Below are 18,183 nucleotides of genomic sequence, written 5' to 3' on the forward strand. Positions count from 1 at the left end.
CATGGTGATCGAAGACCAGCTGGCGGATCTCGCGGCCCGGCTGAGCCGCATCGAGGACGAACGGGCCATCGAGAGGATGATCGCGTCCTACGGCCCGCTGGTCGACGCTGGCGAGGCCGACGCCACCGCCGAACTGTGGGCCGTCGACGGCACCTACGACGTCGAGGGCTGGCCGATGCGAAGCCGAGACGACGTCGCGGCAATGGTCCGGTCGGAGGCGCACCAGGGCCTCATCGCGCGGGGCTGTTGCCACTTCCTGGGCCCCGCCGTGGTCAGCGTCGACGGGGACGACGCGGTGGCGGTGTGCGAGTCGGCGCTGTTGGTCAAGGGCGCCAAGGGCTTCGCCGTCTACCGCGCGGGCGCCAACCACTTCCGGCTGCAGCGCAGGGACGGTCGCTGGCAGATCGTGCACCGCACCACCCGCGCACTCGACGGCGGGACCGACGCGCGCAGGCTGCTGTCGTCGGGCGTCATGGGTGATGACGCCCTGTGAGCGGGCAGCTGGCGGGCCGGATCGCGTTGATCACGGGTGCGGGGGCCGGCATAGGGGCGGGCATCGCGCGGCGCTTCGCCGACGAGGGCGCCCTGGTGGTCGTGGCCGAATTCGACGAGGATTCGGGCCGGGCCGTGGCCGCCGAGGTCGGTGGATTGTTCGTCCGGACGGACGTAGCCGAGCGTGCCGACGTCGAATCAGCCGTCGCCGCAGCGGTTTCGGCGTACGGGTCCATCGACGTGCTGGTGAACAACGCCTGGGGTGGCGGATCGATCGGCCGGGTCGAGGCCAAGACCGACGGGCAACTGGCCGGTGGCATCGCCGTGGGGTACTACGGGCCGTTCTGGGCGATGCGTGCCGCGTTCGCCCACATGAAGGCGAACGGCTGGGGTCGCGTCGTGAACATGTGCAGCCTCAACGGCGTCAACGCCCACATGGGTTCACTGGAGTACAACGCCGCCAAGGAGGCGCTGCGCGCACTGACGCGCACGGCCGCCAGGGAGTGGGCCCCGACCGGGGTGACCGTCAACGCGATGTGCCCGGCCGCCAAGAGTCGCGCGTTCCTGCGCGCCATCGCCGACTACCCCGAACTGGAGACCCTGGCCGACGCGGCGAACCCGATGGGGCGCATGGGCGATCCGTACGACGACATCGCTCCGGTGGCCGTGTTCCTGGCCTCCGAGGGGGCGCGCTACCTGACCGGCAACACGCTCTTCGTGGACGGCGGCGGCCACATCAACGGCGTCGCGTGGGCACCCGACCTCGACGCAGGCTCCTAGGCGAGTTTCGTCTCGATGTCGTAGAGGACCGCCGACCCGTCGACCTTGGTGATCTTCAGGTGCGCGATGTAATCGCCGTCGGGTCCGGTGAAGGTGCAGTCGAACTCCACGCCGACCTTCGCGTCGGTGCCGGACGGGCACTTCACGTCGTTGGGGGTGAATTCGGTATTCTGCGAGACGAAGTCGGTGACCGACTGCTGCGCACTATCGGCGTCGATCACCTTGCCGCAGCCGGCGAGGCCCAGCACCGCAACACCGACGAGGAGAGCGGTCCCGAAGCGGACACCGCGCGTTCGCATCATGCGCGTGATGGTGCTCTAAGGATCGCCGCAGGTCAAGACCATCGCCAGAATTCGATCTTGACCTGGAGCGCTACCCGTTCGGCACAGCGGTGCGGGTTCGCGCGCCGCTAGCCCGTTGCGCCCGCGGCAGCGGCGAGCTTGGCCGGGTCCGACGTCACCTCGTCGATGACGGTGTGGATGAACCGCATCTTCTCCAGCACCCTCGGCTGGAGAACGAACGGATACAGATCGTCGCGTCCCATGGACCGGTTCACCATGTTCAGCGCCCACGACAGCGGAAGCCACAGGTCGATGATCGCGTCGAATCCACTGGGCCCCAGGTTCCGTCGCTCGAAGGTCGCCGATGCGGGCGCGAAGCTGAAGGCGGCGGCGGTGTCGAGGGTGTCGCGGATGTGCAGATAATGCGCGAACGTCTCCGCCCAATCCTCGGCGGGATGCATTGTGGCGTAGGACGATACGTAGTTGCGCACCCACCCGGGTGGGGCACCCTCGCTGTAGTGCCGGTTCAGCGCCGCCTGATAGTCGGCCTCGGCGTTGCCGAACAGTTCGCGCGCCTCCTGTTGATACTCCGACGCGGTGCCGACCAGACGGTAGTAGTAGTAGTGCCCGATCTCGTGGCGGAAGTGCCCGAGCAGCGTGCGGTACGGCTCGTCCATGGAGATGCGCAGCTGCTCCCGGTGCACGTCATCACCCTCGGCGAGGTCCAGGGTGATGACGCCGTTCTCGTGGCCGGTGAACACCTTCTCGAACTCACTGGACAACAAATCGAACGCGAGACCATAGTTGGGGTCCTCGTCGCGCCCGACGATGGGCAGCTTCAGGTCGACCAGCTCCACGATCAAGCGCCGCTTCGCCTTCTCGGCGACGGCGAAGGCCGCCATGGCTGGCTTGTCGGCATTGCTGGGGCGCATGCGGGTCAGCGCGCACGACGTACACAGCTGCGGCACCGGCGCCACCCGAACCAGCCAGTTACACTCGGCGGCATGGAGATTGGCGCACAGCCGAAATTCGCTGGCGTCGACGGCCCCGCCGTGCACGCTCTCGGAACCGGACGCGATCACCAGGAAGGACATCTCGTCGAGGGAGAAGCCCAGCCGGCTCCTGCACGACAGGCACACCGAGTTCTCGAACGCCAGATGCTGGCCGCAGTTCGGACAGATGAAGTCACGCACGGAGGGCTCCGCGGTTCAATGGCGCCACGTCGACGGACACGTCGATCTTGCTGCTCTCCGAGTCGGTGTAGATGATGCCGCGCAACGGAGGGACGTCGACGTAGTCGCGGCCGAAACCTACCACCACGTAACGCTCGTCGACCATCTGGTCGTTGGTCGGGTCGAAGCCCAGCCACTGGTCTTGCGGTGTCCACACCGAAGCCCAGGCATGTGTGGCATCGATCCCGACCATGCGTTCCCTTCCAGGAGGAGGGTCCGTCGCAAGGTAGCCCGAGACATAGCTGGCGGCGAGACCGTTGGTGCGCAGGCAAGCGATCGCGAGCCGAGCGAAGTCCTGACATACCCCCTCACCCGCCGATAAAACCTCCGCGACCCGGGTGGACACCGTCGTGGAGCCCGACCGATACGTGAAGTCCTGGTGGATCCTGTGATTCAGATCTCGGAGCACCTCGACCAGCGGTCGCCCCGGCGGGAAACTCGGTGCGGCATACGCGCGGACGGCATCGGTGATCTCCGGTTGCTGGAGGTCGAGGGTGAACTCGACCGCCAGGGCGCCATCGGTCCCGACGGGACGGGCGATCTCCCACGGCGCGACGGCCGATCCGCTCGCATACAGGCCCGCGGGCGCAGGATCGACTTCGACGATCGAGTGGCTGGTGATGGTCAGGGCCCGATGCGGTTGCGTGACATGGAAGTACGAGCTGATGTTGCCGTAGCCGTCACGACTCGTCGATCGGTCGGCCGCCTCGGGTTCGATCATCAGCTCGTGCGACAGGCAGCGTTGCCGGGTGGAGTCGCGCGGGGTGAGGAAGCCACGGCCGTAGGAGCTGGTGACGTCGTCGGAGTAGTGGTACATCGTGCGGTGCGTCACCTCGTACGCTCGACCGCCGGACGGGTCACCCCACTCGTCTCTCCCCGATGTCACGGCAGCCGCCTCCGTTCGTCGGGTCCCCACAGCGGTTGCATCCCGCCCGGCAGCGACAGATGGGTCACGGTGATCAGCCGCGACAGCTCACGCAGATCGGTGTGGATGCCGGTCAGCAAGCCGTCCAGTTCGGCGCGCTTACCGTCGTCGATCTCCTCGAGGTCGGCGGGATCGAGGCGACGCAAACGGGCGGCGACCTCGTCGATGAGACGCTCCGGGCGGGTCGCACCCGATGACGACGGGAGGGCCTTGAGGTTCGATCGCAGCCGCTCGAACTGATAGGTCAGCGAGCGCGGGTTCTCCTCGTCGAACAGCACCAGGTCCGCCACCGCGCCCACGCTCACCTTGCCGAGGGTGCGCCTGCGGTAGCTCACCGACGATTCGCATGCCACCAGGATGGACTCGGTGATGGTGGCCTCGGCGCCGGGACTGCGGACCGTGGTGAGCGTCGCGCGCATCAACGCCGCCAGCCAGACCCCCCGCTCGATCCGTTTGCCGATGTCCATCATCGTCCAGCCGACGTCGCGCACCATCGACTCCGCCGCGACGCCGGACAGCGCGAGCATCCCGGCGAGGGTCGCGCTGTGGGCGGACGCGAGGTAACTCTCCCCCTCGGTGTGGGACTCCGGTGGCGTCGCCGACGGTCGCGTGACCGCGCGGTCGACCGCGGCGAGCACCATCCAGGTGTCATTCGACATCTGGTCGCGCACTGCGCGTGCCGCCAGCCCGAGTCGTTCGACGGACTGGGCCAGCGACCCGGCGCGACGGCGGTCCGCCGTCAGAGCCCACAGCGTGGTCGGCGCGATCGCGATCATCTCGGGGTCATCGCCGGAGGCCCCGGTGTCGGTCCCCGTGATGCGGCCGAGGGCGGCGAGCAGCACGGGCACGCATTCGCTTCCCGGCACGTCCTGGCGATAACGGAATTCGTGGTAGCGCTCCCGTGTCACGTTGAGCAGCCTGGCCATGTTCTCCGCGCGTTCGGAGTAGCGGCCGAGCCAGAAGAGATCGGACAACACGCGCGGCGAGCTGATCGCCACGGTCGGGCTCGGCGTGATCGCGGGCAACTCCACCGACGGCACGCGTGTCCGCTCGGCTGTGGCACGGTCGGGTGTACGGACCCAGATGTCCTTGGCGGCAACGGTATTCATCCGATAGGCGGCGCTCCCCGGAGCCAGGAGGTAGCCGAGACCGCCGACCATCGGTGCGTATCCGCCACGCTGCGCCACGGTGAACAGCCGCATCCCCGTGTTGCCGGGTGACATGCTGCCCGACGCGTGATCGGTGGGCGCCGAGGAGAACTGCGGGAGTTCCTGACCGACCCACTGCCACGGGTTGGCGCCGATTCGCGCCGCCAACTCGTCGCTCTCGGCGCTCGACAGCGACGGGCCGACGATCGGCTCCCCGCCCGTCACGGGCCGGATGAGCAGTGACCGCAGATGGCTCAGCAGATGCGACCTCTCGACATCGATGCCACCCCAGTACATCGGCGCGGTATTCAGTTGCGGTCGCTCCCCGAGCAACAGCTCCGCGAGCTGCGGCAGGAAGCGTTGCAGCCCAGCGCTTTCCAGGATGCCACTGCCGAGGGTGTTGACGACGGTGACGGCGCCACGGCGCAACACCTCGACGAGCCCGACGACCCCGAGCCGCGAATCCGCCCGCAGGTCGAGGGGGTCGGCGTAGGCCGCGTCCACCCGGCGCAACACGACGTCGACGCGTTTCAGCGTGCCGAGTGACCGCATCCACAGCTTGCCGTCGCGCACCACCAGGTCGGCACTCTCCACCAACGGGAAACCGAGGACGCTCGCCAGGTAGGCCTGGTCGAAGGCGGTCTCCGAGTGGATGCCCGGGCTGAGCACCACGACGACGGGTTCCTCCGCGGATTCGGGTGCGGCGTCGATGAGCGCCAGGCGCAGCGCCTGCGCCCAGGGTGACGCAGGCCGGGGGCTGATGCGTTCGTACAGATCGGGGAACGCGTGCGCGACTACCCGCCGATCAGCCAGCGCGTAGCCCGCCCCCGACGGCGCCTGCGTCCAGTCGGCGTTGACCAGGAAGTCCCCCGCCCCGTCACGGCTGACGTCGACCCCGTGCAGGAACAGCTGGTGGCGTCCCGGCACCGCGATACCGCGGGCGGCCCGCAGGTAACCGGGGTGCGCAAACACCAACTGTGGCGGAAGCACACCGCTGGTGATGCAGCGACGCGCGCCGTACAGGTCGGTCAGGACGGCGTCGAGCACGCGGGAGCGTTGCACCAGACCGGCTTCGAGGGTGTCCCAGTCCGCCGACGAGACGAGCAGCGGCAGCGCGTCGAGGTGCCACGGGCCCGGAACCTGAGTGCCGTCACCATTGGTGACCGCGTCGGCGCTGAAGCTGCTCGCCTCACCGCCGCGCTGCTGGCCACCGGGATGGTCCACCTGGACGAACGTGATGCCGTCGTTCTCGACCAGGCCGCGCACCGTCGCACGCAGCCGCTCGAGGCCGACGAGTCCGCGCTCCTCCACGCATTCGGCGAGTTCCCGCCACGCCGGGCGGACGTTGCCCGCCGCGTCGACGAACTCGTCGTACCCGCGGCCGGGCCCGTCGCGGACGTCGAACAGCGACTCCTGCGCGCGCACCGCGCGGTATCGCGACACGAGGTCATGGACGCCGGCTCCACCCTCGAAGCCGACGCCGTCGACGACCGGACTGGGCTCCGGTGGGCCGCTGGTGCGGAGAACCATCAGCGCAGAACGGTACGCACCCGGCGGAGGTCCACGATGCCCGGCGCGCCCACGTCGGTGGATTGCCGGGCTTGCTTCTCCCGGATCACGGACATGTCGACCCGGCCGGGAGTGAATCCGGTGGCCTCGAAGCGCCTGCCACGCCGAGACTCCGCCTCGACGGCGTTGACGGGTGGGTTGTCGTAGCTGCGGCCGCCGGGGTGGCTGACGTGATAGGTGCAGCCACCGCGCGAGGTGCCGGTTGCGGTGTCGATGAGCTCGAACCGGAGCGGGGTGTCGACAGTGATGCTGGGATGAAGTGCACTCGGTGGCTGCCAGGCGCGGAACCGAACACCGCCCACCTGGACGTCGGAGTTGCTGGTGGCTAGCAGCGGAATCGGGTGGCCGTTGGCGGTGACGACGTACCGGTGCCGGTCGGCCCCGATCAGGCGCACCTGAAGGCGTTCCACCGACGAGTCGACGTAGCGGGCCGTGCCGCCCGCCGTGGACTCCTCGCCGAGGACGTTCCACGGTTCGATCGCTCCCCGCAGCTCGATCTCCACCCCGTCGAACACCGCGGTGCCGACGCGGGGGAAGCGGAACTCGGTGAAGGGGTCGAGCCAGCTGGTGTCGAAGTCGACGCCGTGGGCTCGAAGGTCGGCGGCCACGTCGGCGATGTCTTGGATGATGAAGTGCGGCAACAGGTAACGGCCGTGGAGGTTGGCACCGTGCCGAATCAGCGGCGCACGCAGCGGCTGATCCCAGAACCAGGTGACCAGCGACCGCACCAGCAGCGACTGCACCATCGCCATCTGGAAGTGCGGTGGCATCTCGAAGCCCCGCAACTCCAACAGGCCCAGCCGTCCGCGCGCACTGTCGGGGCTGTAGAGCTTGTCGATGCAGAACTCGGCGCGGTGGGTGTTGCCGGTGATGTCGGTGAGGAGGTGACGGAGGGCCCGGTCGGTGACCCACGGAACGGAGCTTGCGGAGTGACCATCTGACGGAACGGAGCTTGCGGAGTGACCATCTGACGGAACGGAGCTTGCGGAGTGACCATCTGACGGAACGGAGCTTGCGGAGTGACCATCTGACGCTTCGACGTCCTCCGAACCGCTTGTCAGGCGGTCGATCTCGGCGAAGGCGATCTCGAGTTCGTACAGCGCCTCCGAGCGCCCCTCGTCGACGCGCGGCGCCTGGGAGGTCGTGCCGATGAAGCGTCCGGAGAACAGGTACGACAGCGCCGGATGCCGCTGCCAGTAGGTCAGCATCGACACCAGCAGGTCCGGCCTGCGCAACATCGGCGATTCGGCCGGGGTGATGCCGCCGAGGGTGATGTGGTTCCCGCCGCCGGTACCGCCGTGGGTGCCGTCGACGTCGAAGGACTCCGTCGACAGCCGGGCGAGTCGGGCTTGTTCGTACAGCGTTTCGAGTTGTTCGCGTTGGGCGGCGAAGGTCGTCGTCGGTGCGACGTTGACCTCGATGACACCGGGGTCCGGGGTGACCGACATCGATGTCAGGCGGGCATCCGGGGGCGGGCCGTACCCCTCGATCACCAGCGGGCAGTCGACCTTCGCGGCAGCGGCCTCGAGGCGCGCGACGATGTCGACGAAGTGCTCCAGCTCCTCGGTCGGCGGCAGGAACACGTACAGCACGCCGTCGCGGACCTCGCCGACCATGGCGGTGATGGGCGCACCGTCGGCTTCCTCGACCTCGGCGTCCTCGGGTTCGACGTCGTCGAGCAGGGCGCCCCGCGGTGCGAGCGGATCCGCGTCACCAGAGGCGCGCGGCGGGACCCAGCTGATCGCATCGAGCGGTAAGCGCAGCCCGGCCGGTGAATCACCGCCGAGCAGCACGATCCGACCGCGACGGAATCGCCAGTCGGCACTGGCCCAGCCGCCGTCGTCCTCGCGACGGTGCAGCGGCAGGACGTAGGCGCGCGGCTCGGTGACCGATTCGTCGAGCCGAGCCAAGAGGGTGGCCCTGGCCTCCAGGTTGTCGACCTCGAGGTCATCGGCTTCGGCCACTACCTCCCCCGCGGGCTGGCGCACTGCCGCGGCCAACCGGCTGAGCGGGTCCTCGTAGGCAGACCGCACCTGTGAGGCAGGTAGCCCCAGTCCGGCGGCGACGGCGCCGAGCACGTGAAGACCCGAGTCGGGCGCGACGGGGTCCGGACGCGGGTCGGCCCACGGGTCTGCCAGCAGATGGCCGTTCTCCCACAGCGGCTGTCCGTCAGACCTCCAGTGCAGGCCAATCTGCCAGCGCGGCAACGGTTCTCCGGGATACCATTTGCCCTGGTTGCGCTGTACCAGCCCCTGTGGCGCCCAGACGTCCTTGAGCCGGGCGGCCAGCGCCGAGGCGCGTTCGCGTTTGTGCGGTCCGTCGGCGTCGGTCGTCCACTCGGGATCCACCTGATTGTCGATCGACACGAACGTCGGCTCGCCGCCCATGGTCAACCGGACGTCACCGGCCGCCATCCGCGCGTCGACGGCAGCGCCCAGTTCGACGATCGAATCCCACGCCGCGGGCGTGTAGGGCAGCGTGACGCGCGGATCCTCGTGCACCCGGGTCACGATGTTGGAGAAGTCGAGCGTCGTCGCACAGGGCTCGGTCGCACCGGTGATCGGCGCCGCCGATGCCGGATGCGGCGTCGCCGACAGCGGTATGTGGCCCTCGCCGGCGAACAGCGCCGAGGTGGGGTCGAGGCCGATCCAGCCCGCCCCGGGGATGTACACCTCGGTCCAGGCGTGCAGGTCGGTGAAGTCGGCGACGGGTCCCGACGGCCCGTCCAGCGCCTTCACGTCCGACGTCAACTGCACGAGGTAGCCGGAGACGAAGCGCGCGGCCAGGCCCAGCTCGCGCAGCGCCGACACCAGCAGCCAGGCCGAGTCCCGACAGGAGCCGATGGCGGTCCGCAGGGTGTGGTCCGGGGTCTGCACACCGGGTTCCATCCGCACGCTATAGCCGACGTCGGCGTTGATCGCGCCGTTGAGCGCCACCAGGAAGTCGATGGTGCGCGTGCCGGGACGGACGATGAAGTTGCGGACCCAGTCGGTGGTCAGCTCACCGGGACCGGAGCCCTCGCCGTCCTCGTCGACCGGCCGCAGGTACGGCTTGAGGTCTTCCAGCAGCGCCTTCGGGTATTCGAAGGGCCATGTCTCCGCGAACTCCTCGATGAAGAAGTCGAATGGGTTGATGACCTTCAGATCGGCGATCAGGCCGACCGTGATGGTGAGCTCGCGCGTGCGGGTGGGAAACACCAGCCGCGCCATGAAGTTTCCGAACGCGTCCTGCTGCCAGTTGACGAAGTGGTCCGCGGGCTCGACCTGCAGCGAATAGGCCTCGATCGGGGTACGCGAGTGCGGTGCCGGACGCAGCCGGACGACGTGGGGATAGACCTGTACGAGCCGGTCGAACGTGTAACTGGTGCGATGCTCCAGCGCCACCTTGATGCCCATAGGCGTTGATCCCACCACACCCGGCCGGGGGGTGCACCGTCGGCGGCCGCCGAGTCAGGTCTTGGTGACCCGCGAAAGCGCCCTCGGCTCGCGCCACGGCGAGGCACTCGGTGAGATACGCGCGGCCCAGGCGGGCGACGTCTTCACGGCGGAACACCCCGGAGCGTCGGCCGGTCAGCACCATGAGTCCCGCGACTGCGTTGGTCAGCAGCTTGCGCCACGCATCGTCGACGAAGTCGGGGTGGCACTCCACGGCCAACGACGGACCACCCAGCACCTCGGCGAGGCGGCGGGCGGCCTGGTCGTCGGGCAGGGTCAGCCGCACCGGGGTGCGCAGCCGCACCCAGCCCTCCGATTGCGCCGTCGCGGAGAACCACACCGCACAGGGCACCACGGTCGAGGCGGGGCAATACCTGCCGACGCGTTCGGTCTGTTCGACACCGTTCTGCAGGACGCACACCACGGTGTTCTCGTCGCACAACCGGTCCAGCCAGACGGCCGCCGCCGCCGTTTGGGTGTCCTTCACCGCGAGGAGCACCACGTCGACCGGGTCGACGATTCGTGTCGGGTCCACGAGCACGGGGTCGCGGAGTGTGATCGACCGGCCGTCGAGGATTCCGTCGTCGGGTCTGAGCTCAAGCGACTCGCGGGGTGTGCGGCCGCACACCACGACGTGCCGGCCCGCCGCGTGGAGCAGGGCCGCGAGGGTGGTGCCGATCGCACCGGGACCGACGACGGCGATGGAGGTACTCACCAAGGCCAAGGTAGTGGTCGAAACCCCACCACTAGACTGTTGCCGTCTCGTCTAGGCCATTCCCAGGGAGTTTTCGTGTTGCGCAGTCATGCCGCCGGTTCGTTGCGATCCACCGACGCCGGTCAGACGGTGACACTTGCGGGTTGGGTGGCACGGCGGCGCGACCACGGCGGCGTCATCTTCATCGATCTGCGGGATGCGTCCGGTGGGCAGGAGGGCGTGGCGCAGGTCGTCTTCCGAGACGCCGGCGTCCTTGAGCAGGCCCACCGGCTGCGCGCCGAATTCTGCGTCACCGTCGAGGGCATCGTCGAGACCCGACCCGAGGGCAACGCCAACGCCGACATCCCCACCGGCGACATCGAAGTCAACGCGACGGCGCTGACGGTGCTGAGCGAGAGTGCGCCGCTGCCGTTCCAGCTCGACGAGACCCCCGGTGAGGAAGCCAGGCTCAAGTACCGCTACCTGGACCTGCGACGCGAAGGCCCGGGTCACGCACTTCGCTTGCGCTCCAAGGTGAACGCCGCCGCCCGTGGCGTGCTGGCCGCACACGACTTCATCGAGATCGAGACGCCGACGTTGACGCGGTCGACGCCGGAGGGGGCCCGCGACTTCCTGGTGCCCGCCCGCCTGCAGCCGGGGTCGTTCTACGCGCTGCCGCAGAGCCCGCAGCTGTTCAAGCAGCTGCTGATGGTGGCAGGCATGGAGCGGTACTACCAGATCGCGCGCTGTTATCGCGACGAGGACTTCCGCGCCGACCGTCAGCCTGAGTTCACCCAACTCGACATGGAGATGAGCTTCGTCGACCCCGACGACGTCATGGCAGTGTCCGAGGAGGTCCTGGTGGCGCTGTGGGCGCTGATCGGCTACGAGCTGCCGACGCCGATCCCACGCATCACCTACACCGACGCGATGCGACGGTTCGGCTCCGACAAGCCCGATTTGCGGTTTGGTCTCGAGTTGGTCGACTGCACGGAGTACTTCTCCGACACCACCTTTCGGGTGTTCCAGGCGCCGCACGTCGGCGCCGTGGTCATGCCGGGCGGAGCGTCGCAGCCGCGACGGACCCTCGACGGCTGGCAGGAGTTCGCGAAGCAGCGCGGGCACAAGGGTCTGGCGTACGTGCTGCTCGCCGAGGACGGCACGCTCGGTGGGCCGGTCGCCAAGAATCTGACCGACGCCGAGCGCGACGGCCTGGCCGCCCACGTCGGCGCCCAGCCGGGGGACTGCATCTTCTTCGCGGCAGGTCCGCTGAAGGCGGCTCGAGCCTTGGTCGGCGCCACCCGCATCGAGATCGCCAAACGGCTGGACATGATCGACCCCGACGCGTGGGCGTTCACCTGGGTGGTCGACTGGCCGTTGTTCGAAGCCGCCGACGACGCCACCGCGTCCGGCGACGTCGCGGTCGGTTCGGGAGCGTGGACGGCGGTGCACCATGCGTTCACCGCACCTAAGCCCCAGTCCGAGGCGACGTTCGACACCGAACCCGGCACCGCGCTCGCCAACGCCTACGACATCGTGTGCAACGGTAACGAGATCGGCGGCGGTTCGATCCGCATCCACCGGCGTGACGTCCAGGAGCGGGTGTTCGCGATGATGGGCATCGACCACGCCGAGGCGCAGGACAAGTTCGGATTCTTGTTGGACGCGTTCACCTTTGGCGCACCGCCGCACGGTGGCATCGCCTTCGGCTGGGACCGCATCACCGCGCTGCTGGCCGACGTGGACTCCATTCGCGAGGTGATCGCCTTCCCGAAGTCCGGCGGCGGTGTGGATCCGCTGACCGACGCGCCTGCTCCCATCACCCCGCAACAGCGCAAGGAGTCCGGCATCGACGCCAAGCCAAGGGCCGCCGACTAGCGTCTGCGGGGGCTGGGCGTCCCAGGACTCAGCAGATCGGCCGCGCACTCGGATGAAGTCGAACATCGCGGCCGCATCGTCCACGGCAGGTCCGTCCTGGGCCGGCCACCCGTCTGGCCGCGCCGGAATATCGGGACTCGACCGCGACTTGGGACGTACATGACAGACATCGACAAGGCCAAACTCGTAGGCGATACCAACGCGCTCGAGGACTTCAATCGCGGTGTCGTGGAGGAATTCCGCGCCAACGGCGGCAAGGTCGGCGGTCCCTTCGCGGGTGGCGACCTACTGCTACTGCACACGACCGGTGCCAAGTCGGGTACGCCGCGGCTGTCGCCACTGAGCTACCTGACGGTCGACGACAGGATGCTGATCGTCGGGTCGTATGCGGGTGCACCAAAGGACCCGGCGTGGGTGCACAACCTGCGCGCCAACCCGCGGGCACGCATCGAGGTGGGTACCGAGGCCTACGACGTCGACGTTCGCGAACTGCCCGACGACGAACGCGACGCGACCTATCCGCGGATCATTGAGCTCGCGCCGGTGTTCGCCGAATATCAGACGAACACCGCGCGCGCGATCCCGCTCTTCGAGTTGACGAGGGCCTAAACCCCCTTCGCGATTTCGGCGCGCCGATCTGCGCTCGTCACCGCGGACCAGCGCCGAAATCTTGCGATGTGGGTTAGTTCCGTCCGGGGCTGCCTGGGTTGCCCTGGGGCCCAGCATTATCGCCGGGCATCGAGTCTCCTGTCGGGGGCGAGGGCGTCCGCACGGTGGTCTGCGCTGCCGAGTTTCCGCCGCTGACGGTCTGGCTTGGGCCGCTCGACTGGCTTCCCGTCGTGGGTGCGTCACTCGCCGGCGCCTGCGCTGGCGGCGACGTGGCCGTCGTCGAGGGCGCGGTCGATGAGGGGAGCGAACTCACGGAGGGCGGCGAGGTGACGGGGGAGGTGCTCGACGGGGTGGAGGTGCTCGAGCTGGGATCGGCGCTCTGGTCGCTGCTGCCGCAACCCGACAGCAGGACGATCGAGGCGGCGGCGGACGACAGGGTCAGTAGACCGACACGGCCAAGACGTTGAAAGTGGTTCACGTTCCGTAAATATCCACGACACCTCCCGACAAACCCCCGGTCGTCTGCACGTCACGGAAGCGTCAGCGCTTGGTCACCACCCGTCGCGATTCCGGCGCGGAAACGTTCGCTCAGCGAACGTAAGCGCGCCGAAATCGCTTGGTGGGCTGGGTCACAACCGTTCGATGATGGTGGCGTTGGCCATACCGCCGCCCTCACACATGGTCTGCAGGGCGTAGCGCCCGTCGCGCTGTTGCAGGGCATTGACCATCGTCGTCATGATGCGGGCACCGCTGGCGCCCAAGGGATGACCGATCGCGATGGCGCCCCCGTTGACGTTGGTCTTGGCGAGATCCCCACCGGTGTCCCGCGCCCATGCAAGGACGACGGGCGCGAACGCCTCGTTCACCTCGAACAGGTCGATGTCGGCCAGCGTCAGGCCCGCGCGCGACAACACCTTCTCCGTCGCCGGGATGACACCCGTCAGCATGTACAGCGGATCGGAGCCGACCACCGTCATGGTGTGGATGCGGGCCAACGGGCGCAGTCCCAGCCTGCGGGCCGCCGCGCCGCTGGTGATCATCACCGCAGCGCTACCGTCGGACAGCGGCGAGGAGTTGCCCGGCGTTATCTCCCAGCTGATCTGGGGGAAGCGGGCCGCGTACGCCTCGTTGAAGAACGCGGGCCGCAGGCCGGCGAGCGTCTCGACCGTCGTCCCGGGACGGATGATCTCATCGCTCGACAACCCGGCGATCGGGGCCAGCTCGTCGACGAAGAGGCCGTCCTTGGTGGCCTTGGCCGCCTTCTCGTGGCTGCTCGCCGAGAACTCGTCGAGTTCGGCGCGGGAGAAGCCCCACTTCGCCGCGATCAGCTCGGCGCTGATGCCCTGCGGCACCAGGCCTTCGGCGTAGCGCCGGGCCATACCCCGGCCGAAGGGGTCGCTGCCGGGCAGGACGCTGCTGCCCATCGGTACCCGCGACATGGATTCGACGCCCGCCGCGATGACGACGTCGTATGAGCCCGCCAACACACCCTGGGCGGCGAAACTGATTGCCTGCTGGCTGCTTCCGCACTGGCGGTCGACGGTGGTGCCGGGCACGCTCACGGGGAACCCCGCGCCCAGCAGGGCATTGCGGGCGATGTTCACGGACTGGTCGCCCACCTGCGTGACGGCACCGGCGATGACGTCGTCGACCAATGCCGGGTCGACCCCGGTGCGTCCGACGATCTCGCGGAGGCTGTGCGCCAGCAGGTCGGCAGGTAGCACGTCGTGTAGCGCTCCATTGGCCTTGCCCTTGCCGACGGGCGTACGTACGGCGCCGACGATGACGGCGTCGCGATCCGAGAATTCAGCCATAGTGTTCTCCTCGATGACTCGTCGCTGAGTACTGCTCTCTATACTTAGATGTAACACCTAGGTCTAGTCCCAACAACCCAGCCAGGGAGTGATGTGCATGACAGTCCTCAGGGGACCGCTAGCGGACCGCGACTCCTGGTCGGCGGCGGGCCACTGCCCGGTCGAGAAGACCATGGGGCTGGTGGGCACCAGGTCGGCGATGCTGATCATGCGCGAGGCGTACTACGGGACCACTCGCTTCGACGACTTCTCCCGTCGCGTCGGGATCACGAAGGCGGCCACCTCGGCCCGGCTGTCCGAACTCGTGGAGGCCGGACTCCTCGCCAAGCAACCGTATCGGGAAGCTGGCCAGCGCAGCCGCGACGAATACGTGCTGACCGAACAGGGAACGGCGTTCATGCCCGTCGTCTGGGCCATGTTCGACTGGGGGAAGGCCTATTTCGCCGACGTCCCGCTGCGCCTGGAGCACCTCGGCTGCGGTGCGGAGGCGGTCGTGAAAGTGCGCTGCACCGACGGCCACGACGTGCCGCCCGAGGAACTCGCGCTACGGGTGCGTTGACCGACGACTGCCACTCGGCGTCAGGTGAGCTGCTCGCGGAACTTGCGCGCCTGACCCATCAGCTCCGATACCCGCGAGCGCTCCGCCCGGTTCTCGAACACCCCGCCCTCCTTGAAGTACGTGCCGACGATCGCGCCGTCGGCGATCGCGAGCTGCTCGGCCACGTTCTCGGCGCGCACCCCGGTGTTCACGAACACCGGGACCGCACCCGCGGCAGACTTCACCACACGCAGCGCCTCGGCGTCGGTCGGCGCGCCGGCCGTCGCTCCTGACACGCAGATCGCATCGGGCAGCGTGGCGAACACGGTCGTGCGGGTGATGGCCGCTAGATCCCGCGCCGCGAGATAGGTCGCAGATTCGGGAACGACGTTGAAGAACAGCTTGACGTTGGCGCCTCCGACGCGTGCACGATGGCGCGCCACTTCGCCGATGTTGGTGTTCCACAGACCGAAATCGCTGGCGTACACGCCGGTGAAGATCTCCCGGACGAATTGGGCGCCGGTCGCGACGGCCAGGTCGATCGACGCCTGTCCGTCCCACAGCACGTTCACGCCGTAGGGCACCTCGAAGACGGGCAGCAGCTCACCGATGATCCTGGCCATCGTGATCGCGGTGATCGGTTCGGTCTTCGTCAGGTACGGCAGGCTGAACTCGTTGGAGACCATCACGCCGTCCACGCCACCGGCCTGCAGTTCGTCGAGTTCCTCGCGCGCACGCGCCACGACGGCGGCGATACCGCCGGCGCTGTCGTAGCCGGGATCTCCGGGCAGGGCGGAGAGGTGAAGCATGGCGATGACGGGCTTCGTCGTGTGGAAGACCTCGTCGAGCCAAGTGGTGGTCACGTGTGTGCCTTTCTCGATAGTGTTGTCGTGCAGAGCATGTGGGCGATCAATCCATGTAGGCGCCGCCGTTGACGGCCAAGGCCTCCCCGGTGATGAACCGGGCATCGGGGGAGACTAGGAACGCGACCGAGCGGGCCACGTCCTCGGGTTGTTCGAGTCGACGCAGTGGCGTGTCCTGGACCATCATGGTGCGGACACCCTCGGTCGTGATGCCACGCAGCGTGGCTTCCCACTCCAATTCCCTTGACTGCATGGGCGTCTCGACATAACCGGGACATACGCAGTTCACCGTGATGCCGTGCTCGCCGAGTTCGTAGGCCATCGCCTGGGTCAGACCGACGACCCCGAATTTCGACGCCACGTAGTCGGCGAGGAAGGGCACCCGGCCCTGCTTGCCCGCCATCGACGCGGTGTTGACGATTGCGCCCGCGGTGCCGCTGCGCACCATCGCCCGGGCCGCAGCCTGACCGCACACGAAGACGCCCTTGAGGTTGACGTCCATCGTCTGGTCGTAGCGTGCGATGGGCGCCTCGAGGAAGCTGTGCATGAACGAGATGCCGGCATTGCTGACCCAGGCGTCCAGTCCGAGGCGATCGGTCACGTCCAGGGAGACCGTCGACGCGTCCTCCGGCGAGCTGACGTTCAGCACCGCTGACTCGTGGCGGACGCCGTCGCCCGCCGGTAGCGCCTCCGCGACCGCCTGCGCGGCGGCCCCGTCGATGTCGGTCACCACGACCTGCCACGACCGTTCGGCGAGCGTCGTCGCGATGGCACGGCCGATTCCGGACCCTGCGCCGGTGACTACGACTGTCTTCGTCATGCGTGTACCTGGCCTTCACTCGTCGGGTGCTGGTGGGTGCCGACGCTGCGTCGGCCGGTCTGTGGGTCGAAGACGTGCGCGGCGCCCGGTCGTGTCGACAGGCTCACCGCCGCGCCTTCGGTGATGCCGGACATCCGTGCGGATTCGACGACGCTGGTCAACTCGGCGCCGCGGGCGTCGATGGTGACGATCGCCCGCGGGCCCAGCAGCTCTACGAGCTTCACCGTCGCCTCGGCTCCATCGGTGGCGGTGGGGATCAGGTCGTCGGGTCGGATGCCCAGCGTGACGGCGCCGCGTGCGTCAGCGCGTTCGGTGGTCAGCACGAATCCGTTTGCGAGAGTGAATGATCCGTCGGCCAAGTCGCCGTCGAGGATGTTCATCTTGGGGCTGCCCACGAACGAGGCGACGAACGTGTCGACCGGTGCGTCGTACACCTCCAACGGGGTGCCCACCTGCGCCGCGCGACCGTCACGCATCACCACCATCCGGTCCGAGAGGGTCATCGCCTCCTCCTGATCGTGGGTGACGTACAGGCAGGTGATGCCCAGGCGGCGCTGAATCTGCAGCAGTTCGGTGCGCGTCTCCACCCGCAGCTTCGCGTCGAGATTGCTCAGGGGTTCGTCGAACAGGAAGACCGACGGCTCGCGGATGATCGCCCGGCCGATCGCGACCCGCTGCTGCTGGCCGCCGCTGAGATCCTTCGGTTTGCGCGCCAACAACTTCGAGAGATCCAGTGACTCGGCCACCGCCGCGGCCCGCTCCAACGCCTCCGCGCGCGGGACCTTCGCGGCCCGTAGCGGAAAGGCGATGTTCTCCCGCACCGTGAGATGCGGGTACAGAGCGTAGTTCTGGAACACCATGGCCACGTCCCGGTCGCGCGGCTGCAGATGGGTCACGTCACGGTCACCGATGGTGATGGTGCCCGAGGTGACGGACTCGAGGCCGGCGAGCATCCGCAGCGACGTCGACTTACCGCACCCCGACGGCCCGACGAGGACGGTGAACGACCCGTCGGGCAGCTCGAGGCTGAGGTCGGTGACCACGGGAATCGGCCCGTAGGACTTGGTGACGTGTGCGAACCGAACGGTTGCCATGACTGGGATTGC

The 18,183-nt window shown here is 68.3% G+C and carries 15 protein-coding genes and 1 pseudogene; 6 read left to right on the top strand and 10 right to left on the bottom strand.

What is annotated here, in order from left to right; translation table 11 throughout:
• Window position 1: 1 nt before the first annotated feature.
• Together QUE68_RS16310 and QUE68_RS16315 are read left to right on the top strand one after the other, a co-directional pair.
• Window positions 2-493: a nuclear transport factor 2 family protein gene (locus QUE68_RS16310; RefSeq protein ID WP_454786269.1), complete on the top strand. Its 492-nt coding sequence runs from the start codon at window positions 2-4 to the stop codon at window positions 491-493.
• On the top strand, window positions 490-1,272 hold the full coding sequence (locus QUE68_RS16315) for an SDR family NAD(P)-dependent oxidoreductase (RefSeq protein ID WP_286274140.1): 783 nt from the start codon (window positions 490-492) through the stop codon (window positions 1,270-1,272). The genes QUE68_RS16310 and QUE68_RS16315 overlap by 4 nt, the downstream gene beginning before the upstream one ends.
• Here the strand turns inward: QUE68_RS16315 and QUE68_RS16320 are convergent.
• The 6 genes and pseudogenes from QUE68_RS16320 to QUE68_RS29510 all read right to left on the bottom strand — a co-directional run.
• Complete coding sequence (locus tag QUE68_RS16320; protein WP_284227136.1) at window positions 1,269-1,574, bottom strand: DUF4333 domain-containing protein; 306 nt, start codon at window positions 1,572-1,574, stop codon at window positions 1,269-1,271. The genes QUE68_RS16315 and QUE68_RS16320 overlap by 4 nt on opposite strands.
• 107 nt (window positions 1,575-1,681) lie before the next feature.
• Window positions 1,682-2,746 carry a zinc-binding metallopeptidase family protein gene (locus tag QUE68_RS16325; protein WP_284227137.1) on the bottom strand — a complete coding sequence of 355 codons (1,065 nt, stop codon included), beginning with the start codon at window positions 2,744-2,746 and terminating at the stop codon, window positions 1,682-1,684.
• Window positions 2,739-3,602, bottom strand: a complete 864-nt coding sequence (locus QUE68_RS16330; protein WP_286275844.1) for a transglutaminase family protein — start codon at window positions 3,600-3,602, stop codon at window positions 2,739-2,741. Before QUE68_RS16330 ends, QUE68_RS16325 begins: the two co-directional genes overlap by 8 nt.
• Before the next feature lie 65 nt (window positions 3,603-3,667).
• Entirely contained in the window at window positions 3,668-6,388 is a 2,721-nt protein-coding gene (locus QUE68_RS16335) for a circularly permuted type 2 ATP-grasp protein (protein WP_286274141.1), read from the bottom strand.
• Complete coding sequence (locus tag QUE68_RS16340; RefSeq protein ID WP_286274142.1) at window positions 6,388-9,822, bottom strand: transglutaminase family protein; 3,435 nt, start codon at window positions 9,820-9,822, stop codon at window positions 6,388-6,390. The genes QUE68_RS16335 and QUE68_RS16340 overlap by 1 nt, the downstream gene beginning before the upstream one ends.
• Window positions 9,823-10,189: 367 nt before the next feature.
• A pseudogene (locus QUE68_RS29510) lies at window positions 10,190-10,576 on the bottom strand (2-dehydropantoate 2-reductase N-terminal domain-containing protein); the annotation flags it as partial.
• A gap of 75 nt (window positions 10,577-10,651) precedes the next feature.
• On the opposite strand from QUE68_RS29510, the gene aspS reads away from it, so the two are divergent.
• From aspS to QUE68_RS16360, 3 genes are all read left to right on the top strand, one after another.
• Entirely contained in the window at window positions 10,652-12,433 is a 1,782-nt protein-coding gene (gene aspS / locus QUE68_RS16350) for an aspartate--tRNA ligase (RefSeq protein WP_284235792.1), read from the top strand.
• Window positions 12,434-12,592: 159 nt separating this feature from the next.
• The gene (locus tag QUE68_RS16355) at window positions 12,593-13,042 is read left to right on the top strand and encodes a nitroreductase family deazaflavin-dependent oxidoreductase (protein ID WP_284235793.1); all 450 of its coding nucleotides are present in this window, start codon (window positions 12,593-12,595) and stop codon (window positions 13,040-13,042) included.
• Between the two features lie 164 nt (window positions 13,043-13,206).
• Window positions 13,207-13,509, top strand: a complete 303-nt coding sequence (locus tag QUE68_RS16360) for a hypothetical protein (protein ID WP_284235794.1) — start codon at window positions 13,207-13,209, stop codon at window positions 13,507-13,509.
• A 162-nt stretch (window positions 13,510-13,671) separates the two neighbouring features.
• Here the strand turns inward: QUE68_RS16360 and QUE68_RS16365 are convergent, their stop codons facing one another.
• The gene (locus tag QUE68_RS16365; protein ID WP_284235795.1) at window positions 13,672-14,856 is read right to left on the bottom strand and encodes a thiolase family protein; all 1,185 of its coding nucleotides are present in this window, start codon (window positions 14,854-14,856) and stop codon (window positions 13,672-13,674) included.
• Between the two features lie 97 nt (window positions 14,857-14,953).
• Between QUE68_RS16365 and QUE68_RS16370 the strand changes: the two genes are divergently transcribed.
• Window positions 14,954-15,415 carry a winged helix-turn-helix transcriptional regulator gene (locus tag QUE68_RS16370; protein WP_284235796.1) on the top strand — a complete coding sequence of 154 codons (462 nt, stop codon included), beginning with the start codon at window positions 14,954-14,956 and terminating at the stop codon, window positions 15,413-15,415.
• A gap of 20 nt (window positions 15,416-15,435) precedes the next feature.
• Here the strand turns inward: QUE68_RS16370 and QUE68_RS16375 are convergent, their stop codons facing one another.
• The 3 genes from QUE68_RS16375 to QUE68_RS16385 are packed head-to-tail and all read right to left on the bottom strand — an operon-like array spanning window position 15,436 to window position 18,171.
• The gene (locus tag QUE68_RS16375) at window positions 15,436-16,257 is read right to left on the bottom strand and encodes a BtpA/SgcQ family protein (RefSeq protein ID WP_284227148.1); all 822 of its coding nucleotides are present in this window, start codon (window positions 16,255-16,257) and stop codon (window positions 15,436-15,438) included.
• 46 nt (window positions 16,258-16,303) lie between these two features.
• Window positions 16,304-17,077: an SDR family NAD(P)-dependent oxidoreductase gene (locus tag QUE68_RS16380; RefSeq protein WP_284235797.1), complete on the bottom strand. Its 774-nt coding sequence runs from the start codon at window positions 17,075-17,077 to the stop codon at window positions 16,304-16,306.
• A complete protein-coding gene (locus QUE68_RS16385) occupies window positions 17,074-18,171 on the bottom strand; it encodes an ABC transporter ATP-binding protein (RefSeq protein ID WP_284235798.1) in 1,098 nt (365 codons plus the stop codon). The genes QUE68_RS16380 and QUE68_RS16385 overlap by 4 nt, the downstream gene beginning before the upstream one ends.
• Window positions 18,172-18,183: the final 12 nt, after the last annotated feature.

This window comes from Mycolicibacterium sp. TUM20985, from assembly GCF_030295745.1.
Taxonomy (GTDB): domain Bacteria; phylum Actinomycetota; class Actinomycetes; order Mycobacteriales; family Mycobacteriaceae; genus Mycobacterium.